This is a genomic window from Aurantivibrio plasticivorans, from assembly GCF_055392955.1.
Map to the genome: position 1 here is coordinate 1,716,122 of NZ_AP036020.1, position 25,662 is coordinate 1,741,783.

Genomic DNA, 25,662 nt, shown 5'->3' on the forward strand with positions numbered 1-25,662 from the left:
CGAGAATTAACACACTAGGTTTTAACGCTCTAGATACTTCAACTTCCCTTCAACGCCATCCCATTCTTCAGCATCGTCTGGAGCGTCTTTCATCTCGGTAATGTTCGGCCAGACTTCGGCGAGTTCGGCATTAAGCTCCAAGAATACAGCTTGATCAGCGGGAAGCTCGTCTTCTGAGAAGATGGCATTGGCTGGACATTCAGGCTCACACAAAGCGCAATCAATACACTCATCGGGGTGGATGACTAAGAAGTTAGGGCCTTCGTAGAAGCAGTCTACAGGGCAAACTTCCACACAATCTGTGTGCTTACACTTAATACAGTTTTCACCGACCACAAACGTCATTGTGTGAACTCCCATCGAAAAATTGAGGGCCGCATTCTAGCAGAATTAAATAAAGGATAAAGAGCCTTGCGGTTATATCTTTATATCCTTGTTTACTAAAGTTTTTTCGCCATTTTCTGCAGTTGGTACAATTTGTCTAATGCTTCCCTTGGGGTTAAATCGTCTATCGACAAGGATTCGAGCATACCCACTACAGGGTTTGGTGCAGGTGCGCTAAACAGCTCTGATTGAGACGGGGGCCCATCAGGTGAGGTCATGGGCTCAGTATCAGGCAATGGGGTTTGCTTTGGGGGCGAATTTACGGTGTTCGACGATGCCTCACTTTCGAGGTTTTCAAGCAACTGGCGTGCGTCACTTAATACGGCCTCTGGGAGTCCTGCAAGCTTGGCCACTTGGATGCCGTAGCTTTTATTCGCCGGCCCCGGCTGCACATGGTGGAGAAACACAATGGAATCGTTGTGTTCGGTCGCATCGAGGTGAACATTGTGAATCGCTGGGTTTGATTCGGCGAGGCTCGTTAGCTCAAAATAATGTGTTGCGAAGAGGGTGAATGCCTTGCTCTGATTGGCGAGATGATTGGCGCATGCCCAAGCGAGAGCTAGTCCATCAAAGGTGCTTGTTCCTCGACCAATCTCATCAAGCAGTACCAAGCTACGGTCTGTGGCATTGTGCAGAATATTTGCCGTTTCCGTCATCTCGACCATGAAGGTTGAACGCCCTCCTGCGAGGTCATCCGATGAGCCGATTCGGGTAAATATTCTGTCTACCATCCCGATGGTCGCCGATTCAGCAGGAATATCTGAGCCGATATGTGCTAACAGGGTGAGGAGGGCGGCTTGGCGCATGTAAGTAGATTTACCACCCATGTTTGGGCCGGTGATAATGAGTGTTTCGCGCGCACTGTTAAACTCTAGATCATTGGGAATAAATGAGTCATCGATAACTTGCTCCACAACGGGGTGGCGCCCGGATTTAATATCAATACAGCGGTCGTGAATAAGCGTCGGTCGACGATAGCTGAGCGCGTCAGAGCGCTCAGCCAATGTGGTTAGTACATCGAGTTGCGATACGCCAGCAGCGGAAATTTGTAGCTTGATTAGTGATTCATTAATGAGTTCGACTAAGTCATCGTATAACGCTTTTTCGCGCGTCAGCGCACGCGATTTGGCTGAAAGTGCTTTATCCTCGAACTCTTTGAGTTCTGGTGTGATGAAGCGCTCCGCATTTTTAATGGTTTGCCGACGAATATATTCGGCAGGTGCCTGAGCAGATTGCCCTTTTGATATCTCAATGTAGTACCCGTGGACGCGGTTGTAACCTACTTTTAACGTGCTAATTCCGGTTCGCTCTTTTTCCCGCAGCTCTAAATCAACTAGGTATTGTCCCGCATTGGTACTTATGTTCCGAAGCTCGTCTAACTCACTGTCAAATCCATCGGCAATAACGCCGCCATCTCGAATTACTACGGGTGGATTTTCGACGATAGCTTTTTCCAGCGTTGTTACTAACTCTGGAAACGTTGAAATATCTGACGCTGTTTGTTTTAACAGTGTAGTGTCAGTATCTTCTAGTAGGCTTTGAATTTCTGGATAGGTAGCAAGGGACGAGTATAACCGTGATAGGTCACGTGGGCGTGCGGAACGCAGTGCAACTCGGCCCAATATACGCTCCATATCGCCTATGTGTCGCAATGCGCGATGTACTTGTTCGAATTGATAATTCTTTTTTAATTCCGCAATCGCATCTTGGCGCTGAATTAATTGATCAAGATTACGCAGTGGCCGATTTAACCAGCGACGTAGCAATCGTCCACCCATTGCTGTAGCGGATTTATTGAGTACTGCAAATAGTGTGTTTTCTTCTTCACCTGATAGCGTGCGATCTATTTCTAAATTGCGCCGGGTTGCGCCATCGAGTGTGACAGTATCCGCGCGGTTTTCATGATTGATTTGGGTGATATGTGGCAACTTTGTGCGTTGCGTTTCATGGGCATAGGCAAGTAAGCACCCCGCAGCACAAATTGCTGTTAGTAAGTGTGCGCAGCCGAAGCCGTTAAGGTCTTGTGTTTGAAATTGTCGCGTTAATAAATCGGTAGCGCTGTCTAGATCGAATTCCCACTCCGGTCTTGTGCGAATGCCTTTGCGAGGCTTTAAAGCGGCGAGTTGTGGGAAATCAGGTGGCAGTAACAACTCCGCAGGGTTTAAGCGTTCAATCTCAGCACTGACTTGCTCTTCACCGACTACTTCCAAGACACGAAAGCGGCCACTGCCAATATCTAAATGCGCAATACCAAACGTGCCATCTTGTTCGTGTATCGCGACGAGCAAATTATCCTTGGACTCATCAAGAAGCGCTTCATCGGTTAAGGTCCCGGGGGTAACAATGCGCATTACCTTGCGCTCTACCGGCCCTTTGCTAGTCGCAGGATCGCCGACTTGTTCGCAGATCGCGACGGACTGTCCGAGTCGTACCAATTTTGCCAGATATCCCTCTGCTGCGTGGTAGGGCACTCCGGCCATGGGGATGGGTTCTCCGGCGGATTTGCCACGCGCAGTCAGGGTGACGTCTAAAAGATCAGAGGCTTTTTTAGCATCGTCAAAAAACAGCTCATAGAAGTCGCCCATTCGATAAAACACGAGTTCATTGGGGTGCTCAGCCTTGATCTTCAAGTACTGCTGCATCATGGGTGTGTGCTTTTCTTTTGGGGTAACTTCTTGATTCATAAGAACTTATATTATTTTGGGTGGCTTACTAACAGGCGCGTATTCTACGGCACTTGTTGGCTTTACCCAAATAAAATAGGCCTTTGAAAGGCAAGGTGGTTTCGCTTGCCTTGAATTTATGGAACGTTTACAGCCAGTATTGATGACCGTTGAGATTCATTGCCTAGTGCGTCTACTGCGGAAATTTGATAGTTAAATGTACCGTTAACTGCAGCAGAGTCAGTGAAGTTATTGACATTGGTGTTAGCGATTAACGCTCCATCTTTCCAGACTTTGTAGACTATGGATAAAGTTGCCGCTTTAGAAGGAAAAGGGTTTAACGCATCGGTTGAACTATTCTCTTTATCCCAGCGGTCTAAAACGGGTAACCACGTTAATTCTACCCTGCCTGCTTCATTACTGAGGTTAGATAGTCCCAAGGGAGTGGTGGGAGGCGTGATGTCTGAACGCCATTCATTGTTTTCTGCCATCTCGGAGAACACGGATGACAGGCTTTCATCTTGGACATCTGCTGCATAGATCTCTACGTAGTTCATGAGATATCGCCCGTAGTTCTGCGCTGTGTTATTTGATACGCCAATAGTCAGTGCTGAACTAAGTGCGACATCCGGTGGCGTGCCGTTATCGGCGACCCGACAATTTCGGGTAGCGTCTCCGGGGCAACCTTGAACATTGAATACCATTTGTGCACCTAGACGTGGCCTATAACTCGAGATGGTTTCCCACAGAGAGCCTTCTCTTGGAGGGTTTTGTTTTGCATTTAAATCCTCTCGCCATATACCAACTCGATTAGGGTAATGTTCTAACGCCCAGTCTGCTGCGAGCGTTGCAACGCAAGATGATTTACCACAACTCAACTCTGTACCATCAAACTTCAGATCACCCACTGACAGCCACAGTACTTTATCGGGAAAAGCTTCCATGAATACTGCAATACCTTCCTTGACTATTGCGAGCATAGACTCGGCGTTAAATCCGGCCTCTGCCCAGGTGATTGGCGTTGTGCATGTGGCGTCTGAAAATAAATCCTGGAATGCCAAACCGTAAGCCCAATTACGCGTCGTCATATCGCCAGCTCCAATGACATAACTTATTGCATCGTTTAATTCTGGATTTTCGTTTAGGTGTCGTCCTAGTGCATGCAACATACGGTAGTAGCGGCTGCGGTAATTTTCATCAAAAGGATCTGCAATGCGACTGCAATCTCCTAGTGTGCCACCATTGGGGTTAGCATTGGCGCTATAGAATACTCTTTCTGGTCTAGCGAGCAGTGGTTCATTCAATGACTTGCTGGCAGGAAAAATGCTTACGGAGGCTTTTTTGTTTACGGCTCTAATCACGTCTAGCGAATTGGCAAGTGGTGAGAAGTCGTACTCTCCAGAGTCATTCTCAAAGCTTGGCCATGAAAATCGGAGAGCGACCCCCTCCAAAAATTCCGAGCCGGATGAATTTAATGCGGGGTGATCTGATGAGATCACTTGGTCAACTGCATAGAGAATATACCCTGCAGCGTGCCACTCGACGGGTCGCGTGTTGAGGTCATAAATCGCAGTATTCGTTGGTGTCGATACCTCCAAGCGGTACCCGAGATTGGGGGTGAGGTCATACTCCGGGTCCACTAGAAGTTGCCCCGTTGTGCTGTCAAACGAAAATTTAGTTCGGACTATCGAATCTGTTCCTGTGTTAGTGAGGTATACGCTGACGTTTTGCAGATCTTCTAATGTTAGTGCCGTTGGGACGGCGAGAATTGAGCCTATGTGCACCAAGTTATTTGTATTGCTCAATAAATGAGTGTTGAGTGAGCTGATTTGGTTTGGGGATTCTGGTTCGTTGTTTTCCCCGCCAATGTCGATTAGATCGTCATTTTCGTCAAAATTTATACCATCGTCACCGGGGTCTGAAATCGGGTCACCATCTCCAGTCTGATTCTGCCCCCCGCCATCACTGCCTCCTGAGCCACATGCAGCGAGACATAACGTCAACAATAAACTAGCTAAACAAACAACTTGCTCCATGCAGGCATAGTGATCTCCAGGTAATTTTAACGAGTAATAGGGTTAACGAATGACAGGGCTAATTGGTTGACATTGAACGATCATTTTTCTAACTCCGGGCGGTTTGCTGTTAACTATTCGAATACACTGTGGTTTATTAGCTCTAGATGAATAATGCGGCGACACGCTCCATGTGCTCCGGTACACCAATTTTTCTCTCTTAATAACTCTTTACGGAAAATAGAAGAAAAAGGGTCTATTTATATTAGAATGTGCTAATATACAATTGTCGTCGCAAAACATAATCGACAGAGCGGCAAGGTATATGTCTCCTAGCCCTGTATTCGTCGATCCCACACGAATAAAAACCGCGAAGCGGAGGAATGCATATGGCTACTGTTGTGGTGATGGGTGCAGGTCTGGGGGGGATGCCAGCTGCCTATGATTTAAAGAAGGAGTTGGGTAAAGAGCACCGAGTAATCTTGGTAAACCGAGATGAGTACTTCCAGTTTACCCCGTCCAACCCATGGGTTGCGGTAGGTTGGCGCACGCAAGATGACGTCGTTATTCCAATAGAACAGCACACCAAAAAGCGCGGTGTCGAATTTATCGCTTCTGCGGTTGAGCGGATTGATGCGGACGCAAACCAATTAGCGTTGGCGAACGGCGATACTCTCGATTACGACTATTTAGTGATTACGACAGGGCCAAAACTAGCGTTTGATGAAGTCCCCGGATTAGGGCCCGAAGGTTATACGCAATCGATATGTACGACCCCCCACGCACGAACCGCATTCGAAAATTACCAAAAATTTCTTGAAAACCCTGGTCCAGTCGTCGTCGGAGCCGCTCAAGGAGCAAGTTGTTTTGGTCCGGCTTACGAATTCGCATTTATTCTCGATTCTGATTTACGCAAACGAAAAATTCGCGACAAAGTGCCCATTACTTTCGTTACCAGTGAGCCCTATGTAGGCCATATGGGGTTAGGGGGCGTAGGTGATTCCAAAGGCTTGCTAGAGTCTGAACTGCGCCAGCGCCACATTAAATGGATTACAAATGCTAAATTGGACGAAGTTACCGGAGACGTTGTTAAGGTCACAGAGCACAATGACAAGGCCGAGCCCATCAATACACATGAGCTACCAAGTCGCTTTAATATGTTTATACCCGCGTTCAAAGGCGTAGACCCTGTGGCGGCAGTGGAAGGGATGGTGAATCCGCGAGGCTTTGTACAAATTGATGAGCACCAACGGAACCCCAAATACCCCAATATTTTTTCAGCTGGAGTGTGCGTTGCCATTCCGCCAGTTGAACCCACGCCAGTACCGACAGGTGCGCCAAAGACAGGTTACATGATTGAGTCGATGGTTACCGCGATTGTTGAAAATATTCATGCCGACATTCACGGAAAAGAGGCGACGGCAAAGGCCACCTGGAACGCTTTGTGTCTTGCGGATCTGGGAGATGATGGCATTGCTTTCGTGGCGCTGCCGCAAATACCTCCTAGAAACGTGACCTGGGCAAAACGTGGTAAGTGGGTTCACCTTGGAAAGATTGCTTTTGAAAAATATTTCATGCGTAAAATGCGCACGGGCAAGACCGAACCGATTTATGAGAAATACGTATTGAAAGCCTTGGGGATTGTTCGCCTGAAAGATTAGTCAGCTTGTTATTTTTGCATGTCCTTAAACAGGTAGCTTTAGGCTATCTGTTTTCGTTTCGCTCGTCGCTCAGTTAAAGGTGAGCTGTAGTTCGTTCCCTTGTTGATTACACGGATAGTGTCAATATTTCACTTTGTAGTACTCACTAATAATACGGTATTCGATCAGCGCTACTTGTATTCACAGATTTCGAAAGCGCGAGGGCGTACGCCCTTTGGCTAGTAGTCTCCCTCGATATCTTTGCTTATGATGCGCAAGGCAGATATGCGCATTGCGGGGGTATATCGGCAACAATCAAATGCCGTGAGGAACAATAAATGAAATATTTAGCGTTGCTATTAAGCTTTATCCTGTGTGCGTGTGCTGAAAAGCCTCAGCCGCACCCCAGTTTTGGCGAGTTTCGGGCCGTCGAACATGACTATGAAACCAAGTCAGTGTCTTATTTGGATCAAAATTGGGACAACACGCAGCGAAAGCGATTTTGGTATACGTCACAAGGCTCCCGCTTTGTGCCTTACATGTGGTATGCCTATCTAGAGCAAGCGGATTCTCAAGCATGGTTTAATGAGCCAGAGCATATCGAGTCGATGCGCTACATTCCCATGTCTCGTTCTCCTGAAAATCGAGGCGCGTTGCCGCTGGGTTTTGCCGTCACAATTGATAAGCAAACACAAGATGCGTGGATGGGTTTTACCTGTGCCGCTTGTCATACAGCGAAAGTTGAATTCGAGGGGCGCCCGTATTTGGTCGAAGGTGGACCGACTATGGGGAATTGGCATTTATTTTTTTCTGAGTTAATTGGGGCTCTGGAGGTAACCTATCGTAGTGGCAAAGAGGATGGAGCGAAGTTCGCCCGCTTTGCAAATAATTTATACGGGCCTGAAAAGAATACAGAATCTATGCGTAGCGAATTACTGCGCGACATGAAAAATGTCATCGATTATTTAAATAGGCATGAGCGTATCAACCAAGTCGGTTCAACGCCTGGTGAAGACCACTACGGCTTTGGCCGGATTGATGCGTTTGGCATAATTCAAAATGCTGCATCAGTGCTAGCACTAGATGATGAAGGTAATATCAATGAACCGAATGCACCAGTGTCTTATCCGTTTTTGTGGGGGGCACACCAAAGTAATGTCGTGCAGTGGAATGGCGCGTTACCGAATGATGTGTTTCTTGGTCCTCTAGCACGTAATTCTGGTGAGGTTATCGGAGTACTAGGCCGTTTAGCTATCGAAGAAAACCCGTGGTGGTGGAGTTGGGTTCCCGGTCAAAAATTAAAATACCAAGGCAGTATTGATTTTGCGAACCTGGGTGATATTGAAGTTCTTCTGCGTGATTTGAGATCACCCAGTTGGCCCGGCGAAATTGATCACGCGCTCGCGGAACGCGGTAGAGAAATTTATTTTGACCAAGAAATAGGGTGCGTGCGATGCCACCAATATGTCCCGCGCGAAAATGAAGGTGAATTGTACAAGGCTAACTTGATACCTGCTGCCATTGTTGGGACTGATCCACTGATGACGGAGCAAGCCAATAGTCATATGGCTCGCAGCGGTATTTTAGAGGGGCAGCGTGTAGCTATTTTAAAAGGCCCTAAGTTTGCTGAGATAGAACCAGCGATTAAATTTTCTTTTAATGGCACGTTTGGTTTAATGCTAAAAGAGCCGGTTACCGTTGTAAAAGCTGGGCTAAAATCTGGCCAAAAAAGTTCTTCCAATCTGGAACCTTTAATAAGCGAACCAACTAACGACGACCAGGCTGAGCTAACACTTGAACGAGCGTTTAACGATTACATCCAAGCAACAAGCACCTTGCAGGCAGAAGGCCCAGTCTATAAGGCGAGACCACTCACAGGTATTTGGGCGACAGCTCCCTACCTTCATAATGGTTCGGTGCCGAATTTACATGCGCTGCTGCAACATCCAGATGATCGACCTTCGCGATTTTGGGTTGGCTCTCGAAAAATTGATACAGTCAACGTAGGCCTAGTGTCACATGAAGGCTTAGAGCAATTTCAAGTACGAGATGAGAATAATAGAATTATCCCCGGAAACAGCAATGCGGGGCACGATATGGCCAGTGGATTAACAGAAGAGCAAAAATTAGCATTGCTAGAATTCTTAAAAACGCTGTAGAGACTCAGTCCTATGCATCTTTGTGGTCATCGCCATCAATAGACTATTTGATAATTACTTAAGGTGGCTTAAGAAAAATTTGCTTTTAATCGAATAAGCATTGGGTAGACTTCGGTGATATTTTCAATATTCAAGGAGCAGCGATGAAGCTTAATAATGTAGTTATTGTTGATGGAGTGCGGTCTCCTTTTTCGTGGGGCGGTCGTGGAATGTTTGAAGCGACTCGGCTCGATGATGTCGCCGCTCACGTGGTTAAAGAGCTGATGGCTCGCAACCCTAAAGTGAAGCCCACCATGGTAGAAGACTTTGGGTTGGGGCATGTCGCGGGACAGCCTGACTTGTCCAATGTAACTGTCATCAAACGCCTTTCAGGTTTGCCTGTAGAAACCACTAATTTCGTGACCAATCGCCAGTGTGGCTCTTCCATGGAGACAATGCAGCGTATTGCTATGTCGATTATGGTTGGCGCTAGTGAGTGTGGTATTGCGCTCGGTGTCGAGCGATTGGGGCGCTCGTTGGTCGGTGGTCGTCCACAAATGGAAACCACTCGCGTAAATGAACCGAACCCCCGTGCGATGGAAAAAACGCAATTACAACGGGATATGTCAGAGGATCACGATAAGTATTTTTCTGTGCCAATTCCGGATGCCATTCTAGACTCTCCACCTTCCCAGCCAATGCCGCAAACCGCGCAAAATGTGGTGGATATGTATAACCTGACACGTGAAGAGCTGGATCAGTTTGCAGTCAATAGTCATAAAAAATTGGCGGCGGCTTACGATGCTGGCTTTTACAAAGATGAAGTCATTCCAATGGAAGTGGAAAAACCCATCTTTGATGAAAACAAATTGTGGGTACCGGAAGAAAAAGGACCGATGGTCACTTTTGATCAAGATGAATGCTTGCGTCGCGAATGTAGCATGGAAGGCTTAGCCAAGCTTGGCCCGATTAAAGGCGTGGTGAGTTTGTTGGGCAATGAAGTGCATGTCACAGCCGGAAATTCGTGCCCAACCAATAGCGGCGCGTCTGCATTGTTGTTGATGAGCGAAGAAAAAGCGCTTGCACTAGGTTTAGAGCCAATTGCACGAATTGTAGGTATGGGAGTGGGTGGTGTTAAAGGGCAGCTAATGGGTATTGGCCCAATTCCTTCAACGCATAAAGCGCTTAAACATGCGGGCATTACAGCTGCTGAATTAGATCGCGTGGAGTTTAATGAAGCCTTTGCGGCGCAAGTTATTCCTTCTGTGCGCGAACTCGGTATCTCAGAAGATATTGTCAATGTTAATGGTGGTTCGTTAGGTATTGGTCATCCATTGGGCGCGACTGGTGCTCGCCTTGTGATGACTGTGGCTAAAGAATTGCGCCGTAGTGGTAAACGCTATGGGTTAGCGACACAATGTATTGGTTCGGGTGAGGGTATATCGACTATTGTTGAAGCACTCTATTAAGAATAAATGCGGGCTGCTAGAAACGAAAAAACCGTGGCCGAATTGGTCACGGTTTTTTTTGTTTATATAAAACTGGACTAAAACCCTTTCAATGTCGCATAGCGATCTCGATGAAACGAGGCGTTACCTAAAAAGTGTTGCGCAACACGCGCGCGTTTTAGGTAAAAGCCAATATCGAATTCATCGGTCATGCCGATACCGCCGTGCATTTGAACACCTTCGTTACTGACTAAAAACATCGTGTCAGAAACTTTGGCCTTTGCAGCACTCGCTAACTGTGCAATTTTTTCAGCGGGTTCATTTTCATCAAGTGCTTCAAAACCGCGGCGGACCATTGAGCGACATAACTCAATATCACTGTACATAATGGATGTGCGATGTTGTAACGCTTGGAATGAGCCGATTGCAACGCCAAACTGTGTGCGATCTTTTAGGTATTGCACGGTAGTTTCAAACACTTGTTGCATGCTCCCGAGCATTTCAGCGGCTATACCAAGACGTGCGATATCCAATGTCTTCTCGATGGCCTCACCGGTATTATCTACGCCATTTAATACTTGATCAGCGGTAACGCTAACATTGCTAAATGTTACTTTGGCGTTGTTGCGGTTATCCACCATGTGTAAGCGTTGAATGTCAACGCCAGGGGCATTGGCATCCACAATAAACATACCGAGTTCGTTATCGCCTTCAGTCGTACGAGTGACAACGATAATTTTATCCGCGACATGTCCATCCAACACCATGACCTTCTCGCCGTTGAGGGTAAAACCATCGCCTGAGGCTTTAGCAGAAAGTGCCGTTAATGCTGGTGCGTGAACGGGTTTTTCGTCAATAGCAAACGCAATCACTAACTCACCTGATGCAATTGCAGGCAACAATGTTTCTTTTTGTGTTTCTGTACCCGCTTCATTAACAGCAGTGGCCGATAATAAAACTGTTGAAATAAGCGGTGAGTTAACTAATGTCTTTCCTGTTTCTTCCAAAACAACAGCAAGGCCACCATAACCAAACCCAAAACCGCCATAAGCTTCTGGGATCGCCATACCCGTCCAGCCGAGTTCTACCATTTTTGCCCATAAGTCTTTGTCGTAGCCTGTTGCATCTTTGTCGTCTCTAAGGCGCCGCATGACTGAGACTGGTACTTGTTCTTGGCAAAATGCGCTTGCAGACTCTTGTACCATTTTTTGATCTTCATTTAGTACTAAGCTCATTATTTTGCTCCCTTAGACTTGTCTAGGCTTGCGACCATGCTAGTCATGTCAGGCAAACCAAGCACGCGTTTCGCAATCACATTGAGTTGTACTTCTGACGTACCACCTTCAATGGAGTTACCTTTTGAACGGAGCCACTGACGAGTCACTGATAATTCTTCACCTTCAAAGCCGTCACCTTCCCAGCCTAAGCCTTGATTTCCCATGACTTCAACCATTAACTCCAAGCGCCGTTTATTTAATTCTGTGCCGTAATATTTCAGCATTGACGAAGTCGCATTGGGTCCGGCACTTTGTTTGGCTTCTTCGATAGAACGTCGAGAGGTATAGGCGAAGGCTTCTGAATCAATCATAAATTGTGCGATACGATCGCGAAGGCCTGCGTCGGTAATAGTTTCTCCGTCGCCGCTATAGGTCTTAGCCGCTTCGTCTAAGGTTAAGGCTTTTGCACCGGGTCTTGCTCGACCAAGACCAAAGCCAGAGATCATTGTGCGCTCGTGTTGCAGCAAACGTTTGGCAATTGTCCAGCCGCTATTAAGCTCGCCAACTAGATTGGTTGCTGGTACACGCACATTATCAAAAAAAGTTTCACAGAAAGGCGAGGCACCGCTGATAAGTGGAATGGGGCGCGTGGAAACGCCGGGTGAGCCCATGTCGAACAAAATGAAACTGATACCCGAATGTTTTGCAACAGTGCTATCGGTTCTAACTAGACAGAAAATCCAATCAGATAAATTTGCGTAGGACGTCCAAATTTTTTGGCCATTGATAATAAAGTCGTCGCCATCGCGTTCGGCTTTTGTTCCCAGTGCCGCTAAGTCAGACCCCGCGCCTGGTTCACTATAACCTTGGCACCAGCGTATTTCGCCACGGATGATTTTAGGAATGTGCTCCATTTTTTGTTCTTCACTACCGTACTCTAAAAGCACCGGCCCCAACATACTAATGCCAAAACTATTTAGGGCAGGGCGGGCTTTAATACGAGCGAGCTCTTGTTGGAGAATAATATTTTCTTCTTTAGATAGGCCGCCGCCACCGTAGGCTGAAGGCCAGGTAGGGGTGGTCCAGCCTTTTTTGGCCATGCGATCGAGCCACACCTTACTATCGGGGTTTTTGAAGGTGGGGTTGCGTCCACCCCAAACCACTTCATCTTCAGGCATAGGGGTGCGCATAGAAGCAGGGCAGTTCTCTTCTAGCCAGGCGCGGGTGCTTGCGCGAAACTCATCTAATGTAGCCAAGGTATCCTCCTCGTTGCTATCAGCAAGTGCAGTCAATATGTTTTGATTGAAGAAGCAATGTAAAGAAATTGAATCGAAAGTCTATGATATTGGTCATGCTTTCTAATCGCCACTAAGGTTAAATCATCGTAGAGAGGATAGCTTGCGAGAAACGTTAAGAACCACTAAGAGTTGGTTGATAACCTATAATGATCGCGAACGGTAGCAGGGGAATTCACAAAATCGAGTTGATGAGCCGCTTTAGCGACTCATCAATTAGCTATTAACGAGTTTGGCTTGGCGTACAAAGATCGGTTCCAATAGGGCAGGGGGTTTCCGAAATACGAATATACTCTTCAGTGATGCCGTATTGATTTACAAATTCTATGCGTAGATACCCCGTAAGTTCCTGATTAATTTGTCGTACTTGACGCGAAAATCTATGGTCAATCGTCCCTGAGCTTTCCAGCGACCCTGGTGCTGTAAGATCTTCACCTAGGTAATAGATGCGGTACTCATCTGCACCCTGCCAATTTATCCATTCAATGATTGTCGCAAAGAGGTCACTATCATAAAAGGCAACTGTGATACCTGGGATCGGTGCTTGGCTATCAATAAATTCAACCGTCTTCGTTTGTTCTACTACGATATCGCCGCTTTCATCAGAAAGGGTCGCTGTAAAACTGACCGGGCTAGCATCATTGATGGAGTATGTAATATCTCGATAAATGTTTCGACCGAGAATTAATGGTTGATCTAAAATGTCAGAAGTAATTGTTATCGCGTCAGTACCAACGAACTCGGCACCCACTTGAATTGTATTGGTGATAATCTCGTATCGACTGATGAGGCCGGTTTTCGTGAAAACGGGACGTGCGGTTGGTTCGAAATAACGAAATTCTGGTTCTGAATTGCCAAAGTCAAACAATGCTTCAACGATATCGTTTGAACCGCAACTCACAACTTCTGATGCGCTCTCGCCATCTGGCGATATTGCTTGTACGTTAATCATGTAGCCGCGAATGATTGAGTGGGATAGTGGGCTGCCATTATATCTCCACAAACGCGTTCTAGCAGAAGGTGGTAGGCCCGCGAGAAAGTAGCGAAGTACATACGTATACGTTTCTCCAACTTCTCCCCCTAACATATCTAAGTTGAGTGTGCAGAAGGACGTGCCGTTACCACTGCCTCCGTTTCCACCACCACTGCCGTTGTCTCGGCGACCTAAACCTGGAGGATTTATGTCTGAATTAAACGTAGTAAAATGCGAGGTAGAACCAAGCAATGATAATCCGTGAGGTGCCAATGGATTTTCAACTACAATTCCGTCGTTTACACGCAGCCAAATACCTGTGTCTTCATCTAAATACCAAATTGGAATTACATCGCCCGGCTCTAGGTCTTCGCCATTAACGTTTTTATTGGAAAATAATGGCAGTTTTAATTGTGCTTCAAATCCATCTCTTAGCTGTAGTTCCTCACCACTTTGATTGTCATGAAAAGTGATATCGACGACGCCATACGAAAATAGCTGTTCTTGTTCATCGACTGGAGTGTTTTCATCCAATGCTCCAAAGAAACTACCAGGAAACGCATTGAGAGCAATTCTATCGCTGGTATCTATGGGCGTTACATAAGCCGAGATTTCTCCTAAGACAACGCTACCATTGCTATCAACGAGAGACTCGGCAGGAATATCGACTGAGATTCCGTGAGTGGTTTGCAGTGTGCTACCGGTCATGCCGTTGAAAGGGATGGGGTCGCCACGTTCAATCAGGGTAACTGAGCGATGCTCAGGATTAAGGATGCCTTCAAAATGCACAAGTTGTCTGAGGTAACCACTTTTGCTTATTTTTATCACACCTTCATCGTCGCTGGGTTTGACGCTGACAGTAAAGCCATTAATGCCTTTGCTTGTGGGGGCTATTTGGTAAGTTGAAGACTCGAAAGTAATGTCATCCAGCAATAATCCATTGGTATCTACCACGGCAAAAGTCACTGGGATATCTGCGCCATAAACAGTCACATGGTCCAGCTGTGTGGACGTATCTTCACCATCTTCGCTTATGACGGTTAGGCTAACATCGTAAACCCCAGGTTCTTCATATAGGTGTTGAGGGTTTCTTTCATTGCTTGAATTGCCGTCGCCAAAATCCCATTGCCAGCTTGTGATTGCGGAGGAACCATTGCTCGAGGTATCGATAAAATCGACACTGAGTGGCGCTTGCCCAGTTTGTATTGATGCGCTAAAGCTCGATTCGGGTAATGTGGTTGTTACAGTTTCTGAGGGTCCATCATCATCCGAATCAAACCACGGGCACCCGGTTAAATTGAGCAGCACCGTGACTGATAGCATCGCAACAATCACGCGGTAGCAGGTGGAGCGGGAATTTTTTAAGCAAGCCATAAACGCTATCCTTCAATGGTTCTAGTCTCAAAAGAGTTGCATACGTTTGAACCTGCACTTTGGTATTCCAAGCGATGGTTAGCCGTACTGCTTCTTTCAACAAGTGATTAAAAGTAAAACTGCTGGTAGTCGATGAGCACGCGAAACTACTGGCGAGAACAATAAGGCTAATCAAAGGGGTGGGGTATCCCTTATTTTGGGGAGTGTTTAAAGCGTCATGGATGATTTTGTCGAGAAATTGTCGGTGTACTCGTCATGATTAAGACGAGGCGGAGGCGCTTATTCAAATTTAGTAAGAAATGAGTTGATCTAGCCGACTTTTAGACAATACTAAAACAATAGTCCTTATAAAGTATCAAAAGTGAACGACTTTTCGTGTGAGTTAAACATCAAGCCATCAACTTATTAGCATTCTTATGGATAGATGTGTGTCGGATAATCAATTAGCGCTGCGTGATGTAGGGTCAAATGGCTTACAGGCAATTCGTGGAGCGTTCGAGCTTTCGGCGTCACTGATACGTTGTGGCGACTATCACTCGATGACCAATACTCTACTTGGTTTGGTTGGAAGCATGCCTGGAGTTATTGAAGCCTCTGCTTACGAGGTCTTTATCAGCAATCCCTGCAACACCAACCCCTGCAACACCAACGCCGGTAACACTAACGAGGACGGCGGCGGGGGAGATGTGTTCTTTCGCCGATTTCCTCTATCCCTTGAGAAAGTTGTCAACGACGAGAACCTTGATGTTCTTCATCGCTTGATCCATACAGACGAAACTGTACTCTTTGATTGCCTTGTTCACGGAAGCAACTACATATTGCTGAATGTCATAGACGGGGCGAGTCCTCGCCGAGCAGTACTCATCAAAGGTCAGTTAAGCGAAGACTATAAGAGCATCCTGTATGGCCTGTATTCTGTATATGCCTCTCAAATTGCATTATTAGACCGTAAAGAACGGGACTCCCTAACCCAATTGCTAAATCGTCACAGCCTAGACCATATCGTTGATCAAATCGTTACCTATTACAGAGGAAGCCCTCTGGCCTATGATTCACGCAAGGCGTCTTGGTTGGTGATATTTGATATCGATCACTTCAAGCATGTGAATGATACGCATGGTCATCTTTATGGTGATGAGGTTCTAATTCATTTCTCCAACCTAATGAAAGAAACATTCAACTACTCTGATTTTATTTTTCGCTATGGTGGAGAAGAATTCCTAGTGATCCTGAATGGCGTTAGTAATGACGCAGTGGAAAAAGTATTGGAACGATTTCGCTGTGCAGTAGAATCTTATCCATTTCCTTTTGAACATGTTACGGTAAGTGTCGGCTATACGCGCTTTGATGCTAATCGAACATTGCACTCCCTGCTTGAAGAAGCCGATAAAGCTGTTTATGAAGCCAAAAGTGCGGGTCGCAATTGTGTTCAAAACTTTTCTACTATTGCAGATAAATTTACCATTCGACGTGACGATGATATTGAACTCTTTTAATCACTCGCTTACTTAGCTAAGTTACATTCCCTTCTCTGTACTCAAGCCACGCACAACCATTCGGCGTACAGTCTCTAATCTACACTATCGTTTATTAGCTCTCCTGCACATCAAGCGATAGTGTTATATTTGCGCTGTGTTTTATGGAGGCTCATCTTTGATGTCTGACTTACAATTGATCTCGGAAAAAGCAGTCACCGATCTAGCCGATCATCTAATCGGTCGTCGATGGTGTGTCACCACCGCCGAATCATGCACTGGTGGGGGCGTCGCCCACGCTTTTACAGCGGTACCGGGGAGCTCTACTTGGTTTGAAGCGGGCTATGTCACTTATAGCAATCGTATAAAAAACAAACTGCTTGGCGTGCATCAGGAAACACTGGAAAGGCTGGGCGCTGTGAGTGAAGCCGTTGTGAAGGAAATGGTCGCGGGGGCTCTATCTTTAAGCGACGCAGAAGTAGGTGTTGCAATAAGTGGTATTGCTGGGCCGGACGGTGGTTCACCTGAGAAACCGGTTGGCACGGTGTGGTTTGCGTGGCAGATCAAGGGGCAGTCCCCAGAGGCCGAGCGATGCTTCTTTAAGGGTGACAGAGACCATGTGCGGCAGCAGGCAATTGAGCACGCTATCAGCGGCCTGAATAGTATCTTACTAAAAACCCCTGTATAAATGCTTAGCACTGTTTGCGTATACAGTAAAAATACTGTATCGTAGCCTGCAACTTACAACGTAGCCCTGTATGTCAGAGGTTTGGGCTGCTTCCAGGCTAAAAACAACTCCGGTCGCGGATGCCTGGACACAAATATCAACCTATTTTACCTAATTAGAGGTGAGTCATGGATCAAAACAAGGAAAAAGCCTTACAAGCAGCACTGGGTCAAATTGAGCGTCAATTCGGTAAAGGGACAGTGATGCGCATGGGAGACCGAGAGAAGGTCAATATTCCTGCGATTTCCACTGGCTCACTGGGGCTCGACGTGGCCCTTGGCGTGGGTGGTTTACCTCGTGGTCGTATCGTGGAGATTTATGGCCCAGAATCATCGGGTAAGACCACACTGACTTTGCAGGTTATTGCCGAAGCACAAAAGACCGGGGGTACCTGCGCTTTCGTTGATGCAGAGCACGCTCTCGATCCTATCTATGCGGAAAAACTCGGTGTAAACGTTGATGATTTGATTGTTTCTCAACCAGATACTGGTGAGCAGGCGCTAGAAGTTGCGGATATGTTGGTACGCTCTAATGCTGTTGACGTACTTGTTGTTGACTCAGTGGCGGCGCTAACGCCAAAAGCTGAGATCGAAGGTGAGATGGGTGATCACCACGTGGGCTTGCAAGCGCGTTTGATGTCGCAAGCACTACGTAAAATTACCGGTAACATCAAAAACGCTAACTGCCTGGTGATCTTTATTAACCAAATCCGAATGAAAATTGGCGTCATGTTTGGTAACCCATTATCTACTATTGAAGAACTATACACACCCACTAAATCCCTTGCTATTATTGGCCTTCAGCCCGCAAATGACGGTCTGTACAATTCTCACCTAGCTTCAGCAGCCTAATATAGCCAAAGCGTTGTTGTGAGTCGTCTAAAAATACTTTAATTTTTTTGGTAGGAAATAATTATGGATGCGAATAAAGAAAAAGCTTTGCAGGCTGCATTAGCTCAAATTGATCGGCAGTTTGGTAAAGGAACTGCGATGAAATTAGGTGATAAGCCTATAGAAAAAATACCTTCGGTATCAACAGGTAGTTTGCCACTTGATATTGCTTTGGGAATTGGTGGTTTACCTTACGGCCGAATTGTTGAAATATATGGGCCGGAGTCATCTGGTAAAACGACTTTAACATTAAGTACCATTGCGCAAGCGCAGAAGCAAGGCAAGACATGTGCGTTTATTGATGCCGAGCATGCACTAGATCCTGGTTATGCGCAAACATTGGGAGTTAATACGGACGATCTTATTGTCTCGCAACCAGATACTGGTGAGCAGGCGTTAGAGGTTACCGATATGTTAGTACGCTCGGGTGCCGTTGATGTTGTAATTATTGACTCTGTTGCTGCTTTAACACCAAAAGCAGAAATTGAAGGTGAGATGGGTGATCACCATGTCGGTCTTCAAGCGCGATTGATGTCGCAAGCACTGAGAAAGTTAACAGGCAATATTAAAAATGCAAATTGTCTAGTGATTTTTATCAACCAAATCAGAATGAAGATTGGTGTTATGTTCGGAAACCCCGAAACTACTGCGGGGGGGAACAGCTTAAAGTTCTATTCTTCTGTTAGATTGGATATTCGTCGAATAGGTTCTGTAAAGGAAGGTGACGAAGTTATTGGTAACGAAACACGGATCAAGGTCGTTAAGAATAAAGTGTCTCCGCCATTTAAGCAATGTGAAACACAAATATTGTATGGCCAAGGATTTAATTATTTTGGAGAGCTTATTGATTTAGGAGTAAAAGTTGGATTGATTGATAAGGCAGGTGCTTGGTATTCCTATAAAGGCGACAAAATTGGTCAAGGCAAAAAGAATGCAGCGGTGTTTCTTGAAGGGAACCCTGCAGCCGTTGAGGAGCTGGATAAGGCGATCCGAAGTGAGTTTTTACAGGAACCCGAGCCGAAATCGTCTGAGATTGAGGTTGGAGAGTTAGAACGCTAAACTTGTTTTGTAATGAGTTCCCTTCAATTAAGACACCCCGAAAAGGACTTTGATCTCGGGGTGTTTCTCCCTGTTGCGGGCAATCCCTTTGTTGTCGCTATTCAGTCTAGTTGCAATGATGTCTCACAATATTCGATTTATCACTTTAGAAGTATTTGCTCTTCCATAAAGCTTCTTTTTAATGAGCTAGAAGAGTTAAATCCAGAACTTTTAACTGAAATACAGTGTGGATTAACCACCTTCGGAAAAAAATCATCCTGGATGAAATTTGTTGCTTTAGTTTATTGGCGTCTACAGGGGCAAAATTTATCCTCGTCTGGAAAAAACAAATACATTTCAGGTTTGAATTACGTTTTTCTCCGTCTTCAAAATGATGGTTTTATACCTAGGTTTAATGCTTTATCAACATTTAAAATTGAAAAGAAAGTTTCAAAGTCGTTGCTTGATTTTTGTTTTGATGAGTATGAAATATTCGGATGCGAACCTGAGGGCGAAGACGTAGACGAAATTGGTAAAATTGTTGAGTCGTTGCAGTATGAGTTGGGTGATGTTGGTTCTGAAAATATTGCTGACCTATGCGCCTGCTTATTAAAGAATAGATTGACTGTGATCCGCTCAGAAGCGGAAAAGCAATTTATTCGCTGTGGAAATCTTAGGCTTTCAGGGCTCTTGTCGATTAGAAAGTATCGTTATTTGCTTCCTGTTGTTGATCAATGGTTTGCTTGGCGTAAATCTAGAGATACTGGAGCTACTAATCCTTATAAGGATAATATTAATCAACTATCGGATGAACAATGGTGGGGAGTCTATCTAGCTTGGTGCTGGTATCGGAATGGAGGTGTTGAGCCGAAGTCTGGTGTATTAGCCTCAAGAGAATACAACATGATTAGAAAGCAGTTTTCGAGTCGAAAGGATCGCAGAGCTGACTTGGCTACAGCGGAAGCAATAGGTTGTAGCATGGAGTTTATTGCCTCAGCGAGTATTTTGTTAATTCATGATCTCGTTGCAAATGTTGATTCAATTCGCAATATTGCCGTGGATGCAGATAGCGTAACCGATTACGGAGCTGTTGATATTGAGTGGGTAAAACCGAGAGCAAAAGGATTGCTAACGGCTATTGACTGTAGAGAGAGGGAATACTCCCCAGCAAAAGTTATAAGAATTATTAGACGGGCTACGACGCGCTACAGGAAGTTAGCAGCTAATCATTTTCGAAATCAATTGTTTTTGCATCACCACTCAGCGAAAGGCTCATCCAAAAAAAATTATAACCAAGAGCATGTTACGCCTATGGTTCCAAGTTCGTTCACACTGCTGAACTATATTAAAAAGATAATTCATGCAGCTTCGGGTGGGCTTTGGGGCGGAACAGCACGATCTATCCGCGTTAGCTTATTGCTATATAAAGGGCTGACTGGAGGACTAATTGCTGTTCAACAAGCCGCACAGCATAACAGTATTCGTACTTCAATGTTGTATTCCAACTCTATTCCAATGCGAATGGCTTTTGATCAGAAAATGCGAGAGTTTAGAGAGTGGCTTCAGGTTCTCGTTACGGTTGATCTTGAAGATGTGCCGATTAAGCTTGGCCTTGATAAGGATCAATATGAATGTAATAAAAATAAAATCATAGCGTCACAGTTCGGTGGAGTATATTGCCGCGATCCAAGAGCAGGAATACAGCCCGGAACCCAAAAAGGAGAAAATTGTGGCGCAATTAGCAAGTGTATGACCTGTGGCAATAAAAAAAATCTATTTGTTGTGACGGAAAATAATATTGTGCAGCTATTGCAATGGAATGAGGCATTGAAAAAAGCAGACGAAGCAGGTGAAATTAATGTTGTTGAGGAGACTGACTGGGCTTTTTGGTGCGTATTTATTGAGGTTGTTTTAGAAAGGCTATATCAAGGGGGCGAAAGATATAGAGCGCTTCTGCACAGCGCCAAAGTTAAGCTCGATTTTATGGAAAATCCTTACCTTCGTATTGATTTTGGTGGGTTATGAGTAATAGCTCATCGATCATTTACCGGATTCTAGATGGTTCGCCACACAGTAAGGACATATCACAAAGGAAATATGATTGGTTACAATCGGAATACTCTGGGTTAACTTGGAATATACGCGATCCGGAGAATCCATCGAGCCCTATAACAGAAACCCTGAGTTTTGATGGCCCCCTGATTGGTGGCGGACGTTTGTCAGAAATCGAAGGGCTAATGGATGACTTAAAGCAATCTTTGGTGCTTGCTGTTGAGTTTTCAATTTTTAAAAAGCACGCAAAGATACGCAGTTGCTCTGCTATGCGGCATCACCTTAACGCTCTTAAGCGTGTTTTCAATGAAATCTATGATATGGACGGATTTTGTTGGTCGGAATGGACAAGGGGAAAAAGTCAAATATTGATAGAACGGTTAAAGAATAAGCCTTCAGTATCACAAAGCTACCTTCCTCGGTTAAAGGAATATATTAATAATGTTGGGGTTGCCAATCTTCCTGTTCGAAGCTCTAAGTCCATTAACAAAATTAATTATGAAGTTGTTTATGACGCGATTGGTATAAATAGGTTTCATGCCCAGCGTAATCCCAATATTCAAGAATACTGGGATCGGGTATATGAGATGTACAATGATCAGTTGCCGTTGAAAAAATTACGCCGTGACAAGCGTGAGTCTCGAGCAACAGCCTACCAAAAGACTTTAAGTCGGGATTACTATCACGATATTCTAAGAGCAACGGAACTGTATCAAGAGCAGACATATTTACTGCCAAATCAATTCGTCAATGCAAGCATGATTAAGCTTATTGGTGATTCTTATGAGGCATTGAATCTTTCAAATCTAAAACCCGCTAATGGATCTCGGACAAGAAATATTCCTGTCCCATTATTTCTGAAATTAGTTGATGCTTCCATTCGGTACATTCTGGATTATTCAGAAGCACTTTTTGATGCAGAAAAAATATTAGCTGAAAAGCATGAGTGTTACACAAAAAGACTCGGAAATTACTTGGCGGGGAAGGAGGTGAATGGAATTGCTAGGGAGATGGGGATGCTGGTTGAAGGGCGGTATTCGCCTTTTCCTTTGGCTTCTTATAAGCACTACCAAGCCCGTGAAGAGAAAATTTCGCAAAAAGATTTGAGTGATTTGTGTTCATTGCTTGATGCCGGTCTAAGCCCCAAGCAAGTGAGAGATCGACTAGGGCTGTCAAAAGGCCAATTTGATTACCGATCTAAGCGCGCTCGTAAAATACATAATTATAGTCGTGATGTTCCTCATACAGGAGTGTCCTTGCAGAAGGCTCTCTACCAGTTTTTACCACTGAGTTGTTTGGTTGTTATATTCGCCTTTTCTGCCCGAAGGGAGTCAGAGGTATTTGGTATGACCACGGATTGTTATAAAAAATTTTATGATGGATGGCGAGTCAAATTTTATGTTGCTAAGAGTCGACGCCGCCATGAGTGGTTTACAAGTGTTCCGGTAGTTATTAAGGCGATAGAGATGCTTGAGCGATTAAGTGAGTCGGGGCGTCAAGTCTCGAACAGTGATTCCTTGTTTTGTTTTGATGATACCTTTAATCGATCTCCGATTAATATGGATCGACTAAATATCGCGATGGAGTCATTTTTGGATTTTATAGGAGTCGAAAAATCCGAGGGTGGAGAAAGGTTTAAGTTCAGTGAACACCAGTTTCGCCGATTCTTTGCCGTTATGTATTTTTATCGATACGAAAAGCAGGCTGATCTAGAAGCCCTGACGTACGAACTTCGCCATGAAGATTGGTCAAATACAGCGGTTTATCTGACTGAGCAAGAATGTGGCCGTATTTTTCGAGAAGTTGAAAAAGAGTTTATGGCTGAGAAGCTAGTGGGTATGCTGGGGGCAGAGGGTGAAACTCGAGGCGTATTGCGTGATTTGAGTGATAGAATTAAACAAACGATCGATGTTGTCCCTGAAAATCGTTCAGTAATCGCGATGAAGTATATTGAAGAAAATTCATTAAGAATGGATTTTATTAGTGAGGGGATTTGCTTTGGGAATACACCAAGGCGCTCAGAGTTAAGCAAGTGTTACAGCGATGGTTACGTAATGTGTCATCGCGCATCCGAGGAAATGTGTGATGGGTGCCCAAACTTACTACCAGTCGAAGATATTAAGAACGATAGGAGTGTGGCTGCAATGCAAACCCCTGAGTGTGATTCGTCCTCAATATTGGAGGCCGCTATTAAACTTTCTATGGGCGATAGAAAAGTAGAGGGTTAAATGAACGATCATAACCAGCAAAAAAGTGATGACGCAAAAGAAGCCCTATCAAAGAAAGTTAAATATTTAAAGTCGGTAGTGGATGATCGATTGAAGAAAAATATTTCTTGTGATGGCCTCCCTCGTAGTGTTAGCGACTTTTTGATTTGGTCAGAAGGTGGGGTAAACGTAACTAACGGAACTTATTTATACAAGGAGCGTAATAAAGAATTTCTAAAGCAAGTCAAGTCTTTGGTCAAAAAGGTAAAAACACCTAAGGCAACCGTTGGTAACACGATTAAAGGATTGAAAGAAGAAATTGAAACTTTGAATTTGCAAGTTGCAGGGTTAGTTGATGCAAATAGAGATCTTAGAGTGAAGTTAAATGAACAGGATAGAAAGCTCAGGCAATACGAGAGGAGGCTCTGTGCCGGAGAGGGGGAGTGTAAGTGTACGTTAGGATAAAAGGAACAGAAAACTTTTGTCACAACGGCAAGCCGCTACCCGAGCTTCCCTTTATTGTGGACCAGGCAGGGAAACCTTTTGATGAGCTGAATGATTATATCTTATATTTGGCAGGTACTCAGGATAAAGATTTGGATAATACTGTACGGCTAGCAGTGCTACGTATTTTGGTGGTCCTGAACAGGCTTGGCATGGGAGATTCAGGATTTCAGTGGCGTCACGTGACAAGCTCTCATCTTGAGTTGCTAATGAATACTCTAAGGTTAGATGGACATAACAAAAAAAGCCTGCAACAAGGCACGATCAATAGTTATATCAGTACCTTTATTGCTTTCCTTTGGTGGGCAGAAAAAAACGGGATTTGCGATGGGGTTATAGGTATTAATGATATCAGCGTGTCTGAACGTCTGTACCAGGTGGCGCTTGAACCGTCTTTTCAGAGAGGCAAGCAGTACAAAATACCATTTCTGCTTTCTCGAGGTAAAACGAAGCGAGGGAGTATAAGGAAAACGAGTTCTCGGAATGCGTGGGATAAAGCGATAGATTTGGTGACTCAGTTTGACGCGGATGGATTAAGTAATCAAATGGTCGCAAGGTTTCACCGAGATGAGATGATTTTAAGATTATTTTTAGAAAGCTCATTGCGTCGTATTGAGATGATTCATCTGACGGTGGGGCTTTTTACTGAGCCACTTATTCCTGGTGAGCGTAAGAAGATTATTACCCTGCCCAAGACCAAAATATACGATGTTAGGGATGTTGGTATTCACTCGGCTTTATACTCTGATATTCAGACGTTTATAGCGACTTCAAGGAGAGAATTGGTTCTTGGAAAGAAGAAGTCTGCTGCACTTATACCCTCCTTGAAAACGGGTAGTTTTTTTATGCCCAACTCTATTACTAACTTGTGTCGACAATTCGGCGTGACACCTCAGGACGGCAGGGCTCAGGGGTTAACAGAGCGATTTATTGAGCTAATTGAGCTGGGTGTTTCACAAACTACAGCCATTTTGACCGTGAGTCAGGAAGCTGGGCACAAAATAGAAAATCGAAATGCAGGTAACATCTTTCTTAAATACTACCTTAGAGCTGAACGGATTGTTGCGCGAGCAAACGCAGCGCGTGATAAAAAATTGAGTTTAGAAGAGGAAAACGTTGCTTTGAGGCAAAGCTTAAATAACGCAAACGCAGAACTCAGGAAGTTGGGACGTGAAGCTGTGGAGGTGCTGTGAGTATACGAAATAAAGCGCTAGATTTATTGGCTCGTAGAGAGCACTCTCGGACTGAGTTAAGAAACAAACTACTTCATCGCTTTCGGAATGAAGAGCAATCGATTGATACTGTTCTTGATAAGCTAGAGAATGAAAACCTATTATCCGATCAACGCTTTACAGAGATGTATATTCGTGGGCGTGTGGCTAAGAGCATTGGGCCCATACGAATTATCTCTGAGCTTCGCCAAAAGGGTGTTGATGCATCATTAGCCGAATTGGTGCTCGCCGATTTAGGTGTGGAATGGTGCGCTGCTTTGAAGGCGTTATCATTCCAAAAGTATGGTGAAACAGTAGCGCAAGATGATAAAGAAAGAGCCAAGCGCATTCGTTTTTTTCAATACAAGGGTTATTCGCCTGAACTCATTCGTGAAGTTGTTAGTTGGTGAA

General features: G+C 45.0%; 17 protein-coding genes and 1 pseudogene. 12 read left to right on the forward strand and 6 right to left on the reverse strand.

The annotated features are described in order from the left end of the window. Positions 1-21 precede the first annotated feature (21 nt). The 3 genes from fdxA to ACZ5NB_RS07630 all read right to left on the reverse strand — a co-directional run bounded on the left by fdxA (position 22) and on the right by ACZ5NB_RS07630 (position 5,083). Positions 22-345, reverse strand: coding sequence for a ferredoxin FdxA (gene fdxA, locus ACZ5NB_RS07620; protein ID WP_460232465.1), 324 nt, complete (start codon positions 343-345; stop codon positions 22-24). 95 nt (positions 346-440) lie between these two features. After that, positions 441-3,068, reverse strand: coding sequence for a DNA mismatch repair protein MutS (gene mutS / locus ACZ5NB_RS07625; protein ID WP_460232466.1), 2,628 nt, complete (start codon positions 3,066-3,068; stop codon positions 441-443). Positions 3,069-3,184: 116 nt separating this feature from the next. After that, entirely contained in the window at positions 3,185-5,083 is a 1,899-nt protein-coding gene (locus ACZ5NB_RS07630; protein WP_460232468.1) for a fibronectin type III domain-containing protein, read from the reverse strand. Positions 5,084-5,451: 368 nt separating this feature from the next. On the opposite strand from ACZ5NB_RS07630, the gene ACZ5NB_RS07635 reads away from it, so the two are divergent. The 3 genes from ACZ5NB_RS07635 to ACZ5NB_RS07645 all read left to right on the forward strand — a co-directional run bounded on the left by ACZ5NB_RS07635 (position 5,452) and on the right by ACZ5NB_RS07645 (position 10,309). Continuing rightward, entirely contained in the window at positions 5,452-6,723 is a 1,272-nt protein-coding gene (locus tag ACZ5NB_RS07635; protein WP_460232470.1) for an NAD(P)/FAD-dependent oxidoreductase, read from the forward strand. A gap of 317 nt (positions 6,724-7,040) precedes the next feature. After that, positions 7,041-8,861: a di-heme-cytochrome C peroxidase gene (locus ACZ5NB_RS07640; RefSeq protein ID WP_460232472.1), complete on the forward strand. Its 1,821-nt coding sequence runs from the start codon at positions 7,041-7,043 to the stop codon at positions 8,859-8,861. Positions 8,862-9,004: 143 nt separating this feature from the next. Then, entirely contained in the window at positions 9,005-10,309 is a 1,305-nt protein-coding gene (locus ACZ5NB_RS07645; RefSeq protein WP_460232473.1) for a thiolase family protein, read from the forward strand. Positions 10,310-10,386: 77 nt separating this feature from the next. Here ACZ5NB_RS07645 and ACZ5NB_RS07650 read toward each other — a convergent pair whose 3' ends face one another. From ACZ5NB_RS07650 to ACZ5NB_RS07660, 3 genes are all read right to left on the reverse strand, one after another. Then, on the reverse strand, positions 10,387-11,523 hold the full coding sequence (locus tag ACZ5NB_RS07650; protein WP_460232474.1) for an acyl-CoA dehydrogenase family protein: 1,137 nt from the start codon (positions 11,521-11,523) through the stop codon (positions 10,387-10,389). Next, positions 11,523-12,761: an acyl-CoA dehydrogenase family protein gene (locus tag ACZ5NB_RS07655; RefSeq protein WP_460232476.1), complete on the reverse strand. Its 1,239-nt coding sequence runs from the start codon at positions 12,759-12,761 to the stop codon at positions 11,523-11,525. Before ACZ5NB_RS07655 ends, ACZ5NB_RS07650 begins: the two co-directional genes overlap by 1 nt. Before the next feature lie 262 nt (positions 12,762-13,023). Then, positions 13,024-15,147, reverse strand: coding sequence for a PKD domain-containing protein (locus ACZ5NB_RS07660; protein WP_460232477.1), 2,124 nt, complete (start codon positions 15,145-15,147; stop codon positions 13,024-13,026). Positions 15,148-15,575: 428 nt separating this feature from the next. On the opposite strand from ACZ5NB_RS07660, the gene ACZ5NB_RS07665 reads away from it, so the two are divergent. From ACZ5NB_RS07665 to ACZ5NB_RS07705, 9 genes and pseudogenes are all read left to right on the forward strand, one after another. Continuing rightward, complete coding sequence (locus ACZ5NB_RS07665) at positions 15,576-16,643, forward strand: GGDEF domain-containing protein (protein ID WP_460232479.1); 1,068 nt, start codon at positions 15,576-15,578, stop codon at positions 16,641-16,643. Positions 16,644-16,803: 160 nt separating this feature from the next. Then, positions 16,804-17,310 carry a CinA family protein gene (locus ACZ5NB_RS07670; RefSeq protein ID WP_460232481.1) on the forward strand — a complete coding sequence of 169 codons (507 nt, stop codon included), beginning with the start codon at positions 16,804-16,806 and terminating at the stop codon, positions 17,308-17,310. Positions 17,311-17,477: 167 nt separating this feature from the next. Beyond that, positions 17,478-18,101 (forward strand): annotated as a pseudogene (recA, locus tag ACZ5NB_RS07675) (recombinase RecA); the annotation flags it as partial. A 162-nt stretch (positions 18,102-18,263) separates the two neighbouring features. Next, on the forward strand, positions 18,264-19,298 hold the full coding sequence (gene recA / locus ACZ5NB_RS07680) for a recombinase RecA (RefSeq protein WP_460232482.1): 1,035 nt from the start codon (positions 18,264-18,266) through the stop codon (positions 19,296-19,298). A 12-nt stretch (positions 19,299-19,310) separates the two neighbouring features. Further along, entirely contained in the window at positions 19,311-21,302 is a 1,992-nt protein-coding gene (locus tag ACZ5NB_RS07685) for a hypothetical protein (protein ID WP_460232484.1), read from the forward strand. Then, a complete protein-coding gene (locus ACZ5NB_RS07690; protein ID WP_460232485.1) occupies positions 21,299-23,557 on the forward strand; it encodes a hypothetical protein in 2,259 nt (752 codons plus the stop codon). The genes ACZ5NB_RS07685 and ACZ5NB_RS07690 overlap by 4 nt, the downstream gene beginning before the upstream one ends. Continuing rightward, on the forward strand, positions 23,558-24,001 hold the full coding sequence (locus ACZ5NB_RS07695) for a hypothetical protein (protein ID WP_460232487.1): 444 nt from the start codon (positions 23,558-23,560) through the stop codon (positions 23,999-24,001). Next, positions 23,986-25,233, forward strand: coding sequence for a site-specific integrase (locus ACZ5NB_RS07700; protein ID WP_460232489.1), 1,248 nt, complete (start codon positions 23,986-23,988; stop codon positions 25,231-25,233). The genes ACZ5NB_RS07695 and ACZ5NB_RS07700 overlap by 16 nt, the downstream gene beginning before the upstream one ends. Continuing rightward, positions 25,230-25,661, forward strand: a complete 432-nt coding sequence (locus ACZ5NB_RS07705) for a regulatory protein RecX (RefSeq protein ID WP_460232490.1) — start codon at positions 25,230-25,232, stop codon at positions 25,659-25,661. The genes ACZ5NB_RS07700 and ACZ5NB_RS07705 overlap by 4 nt, the downstream gene beginning before the upstream one ends. The last annotated feature ends 1 nt before the right edge of the window (position 25,662 follow it).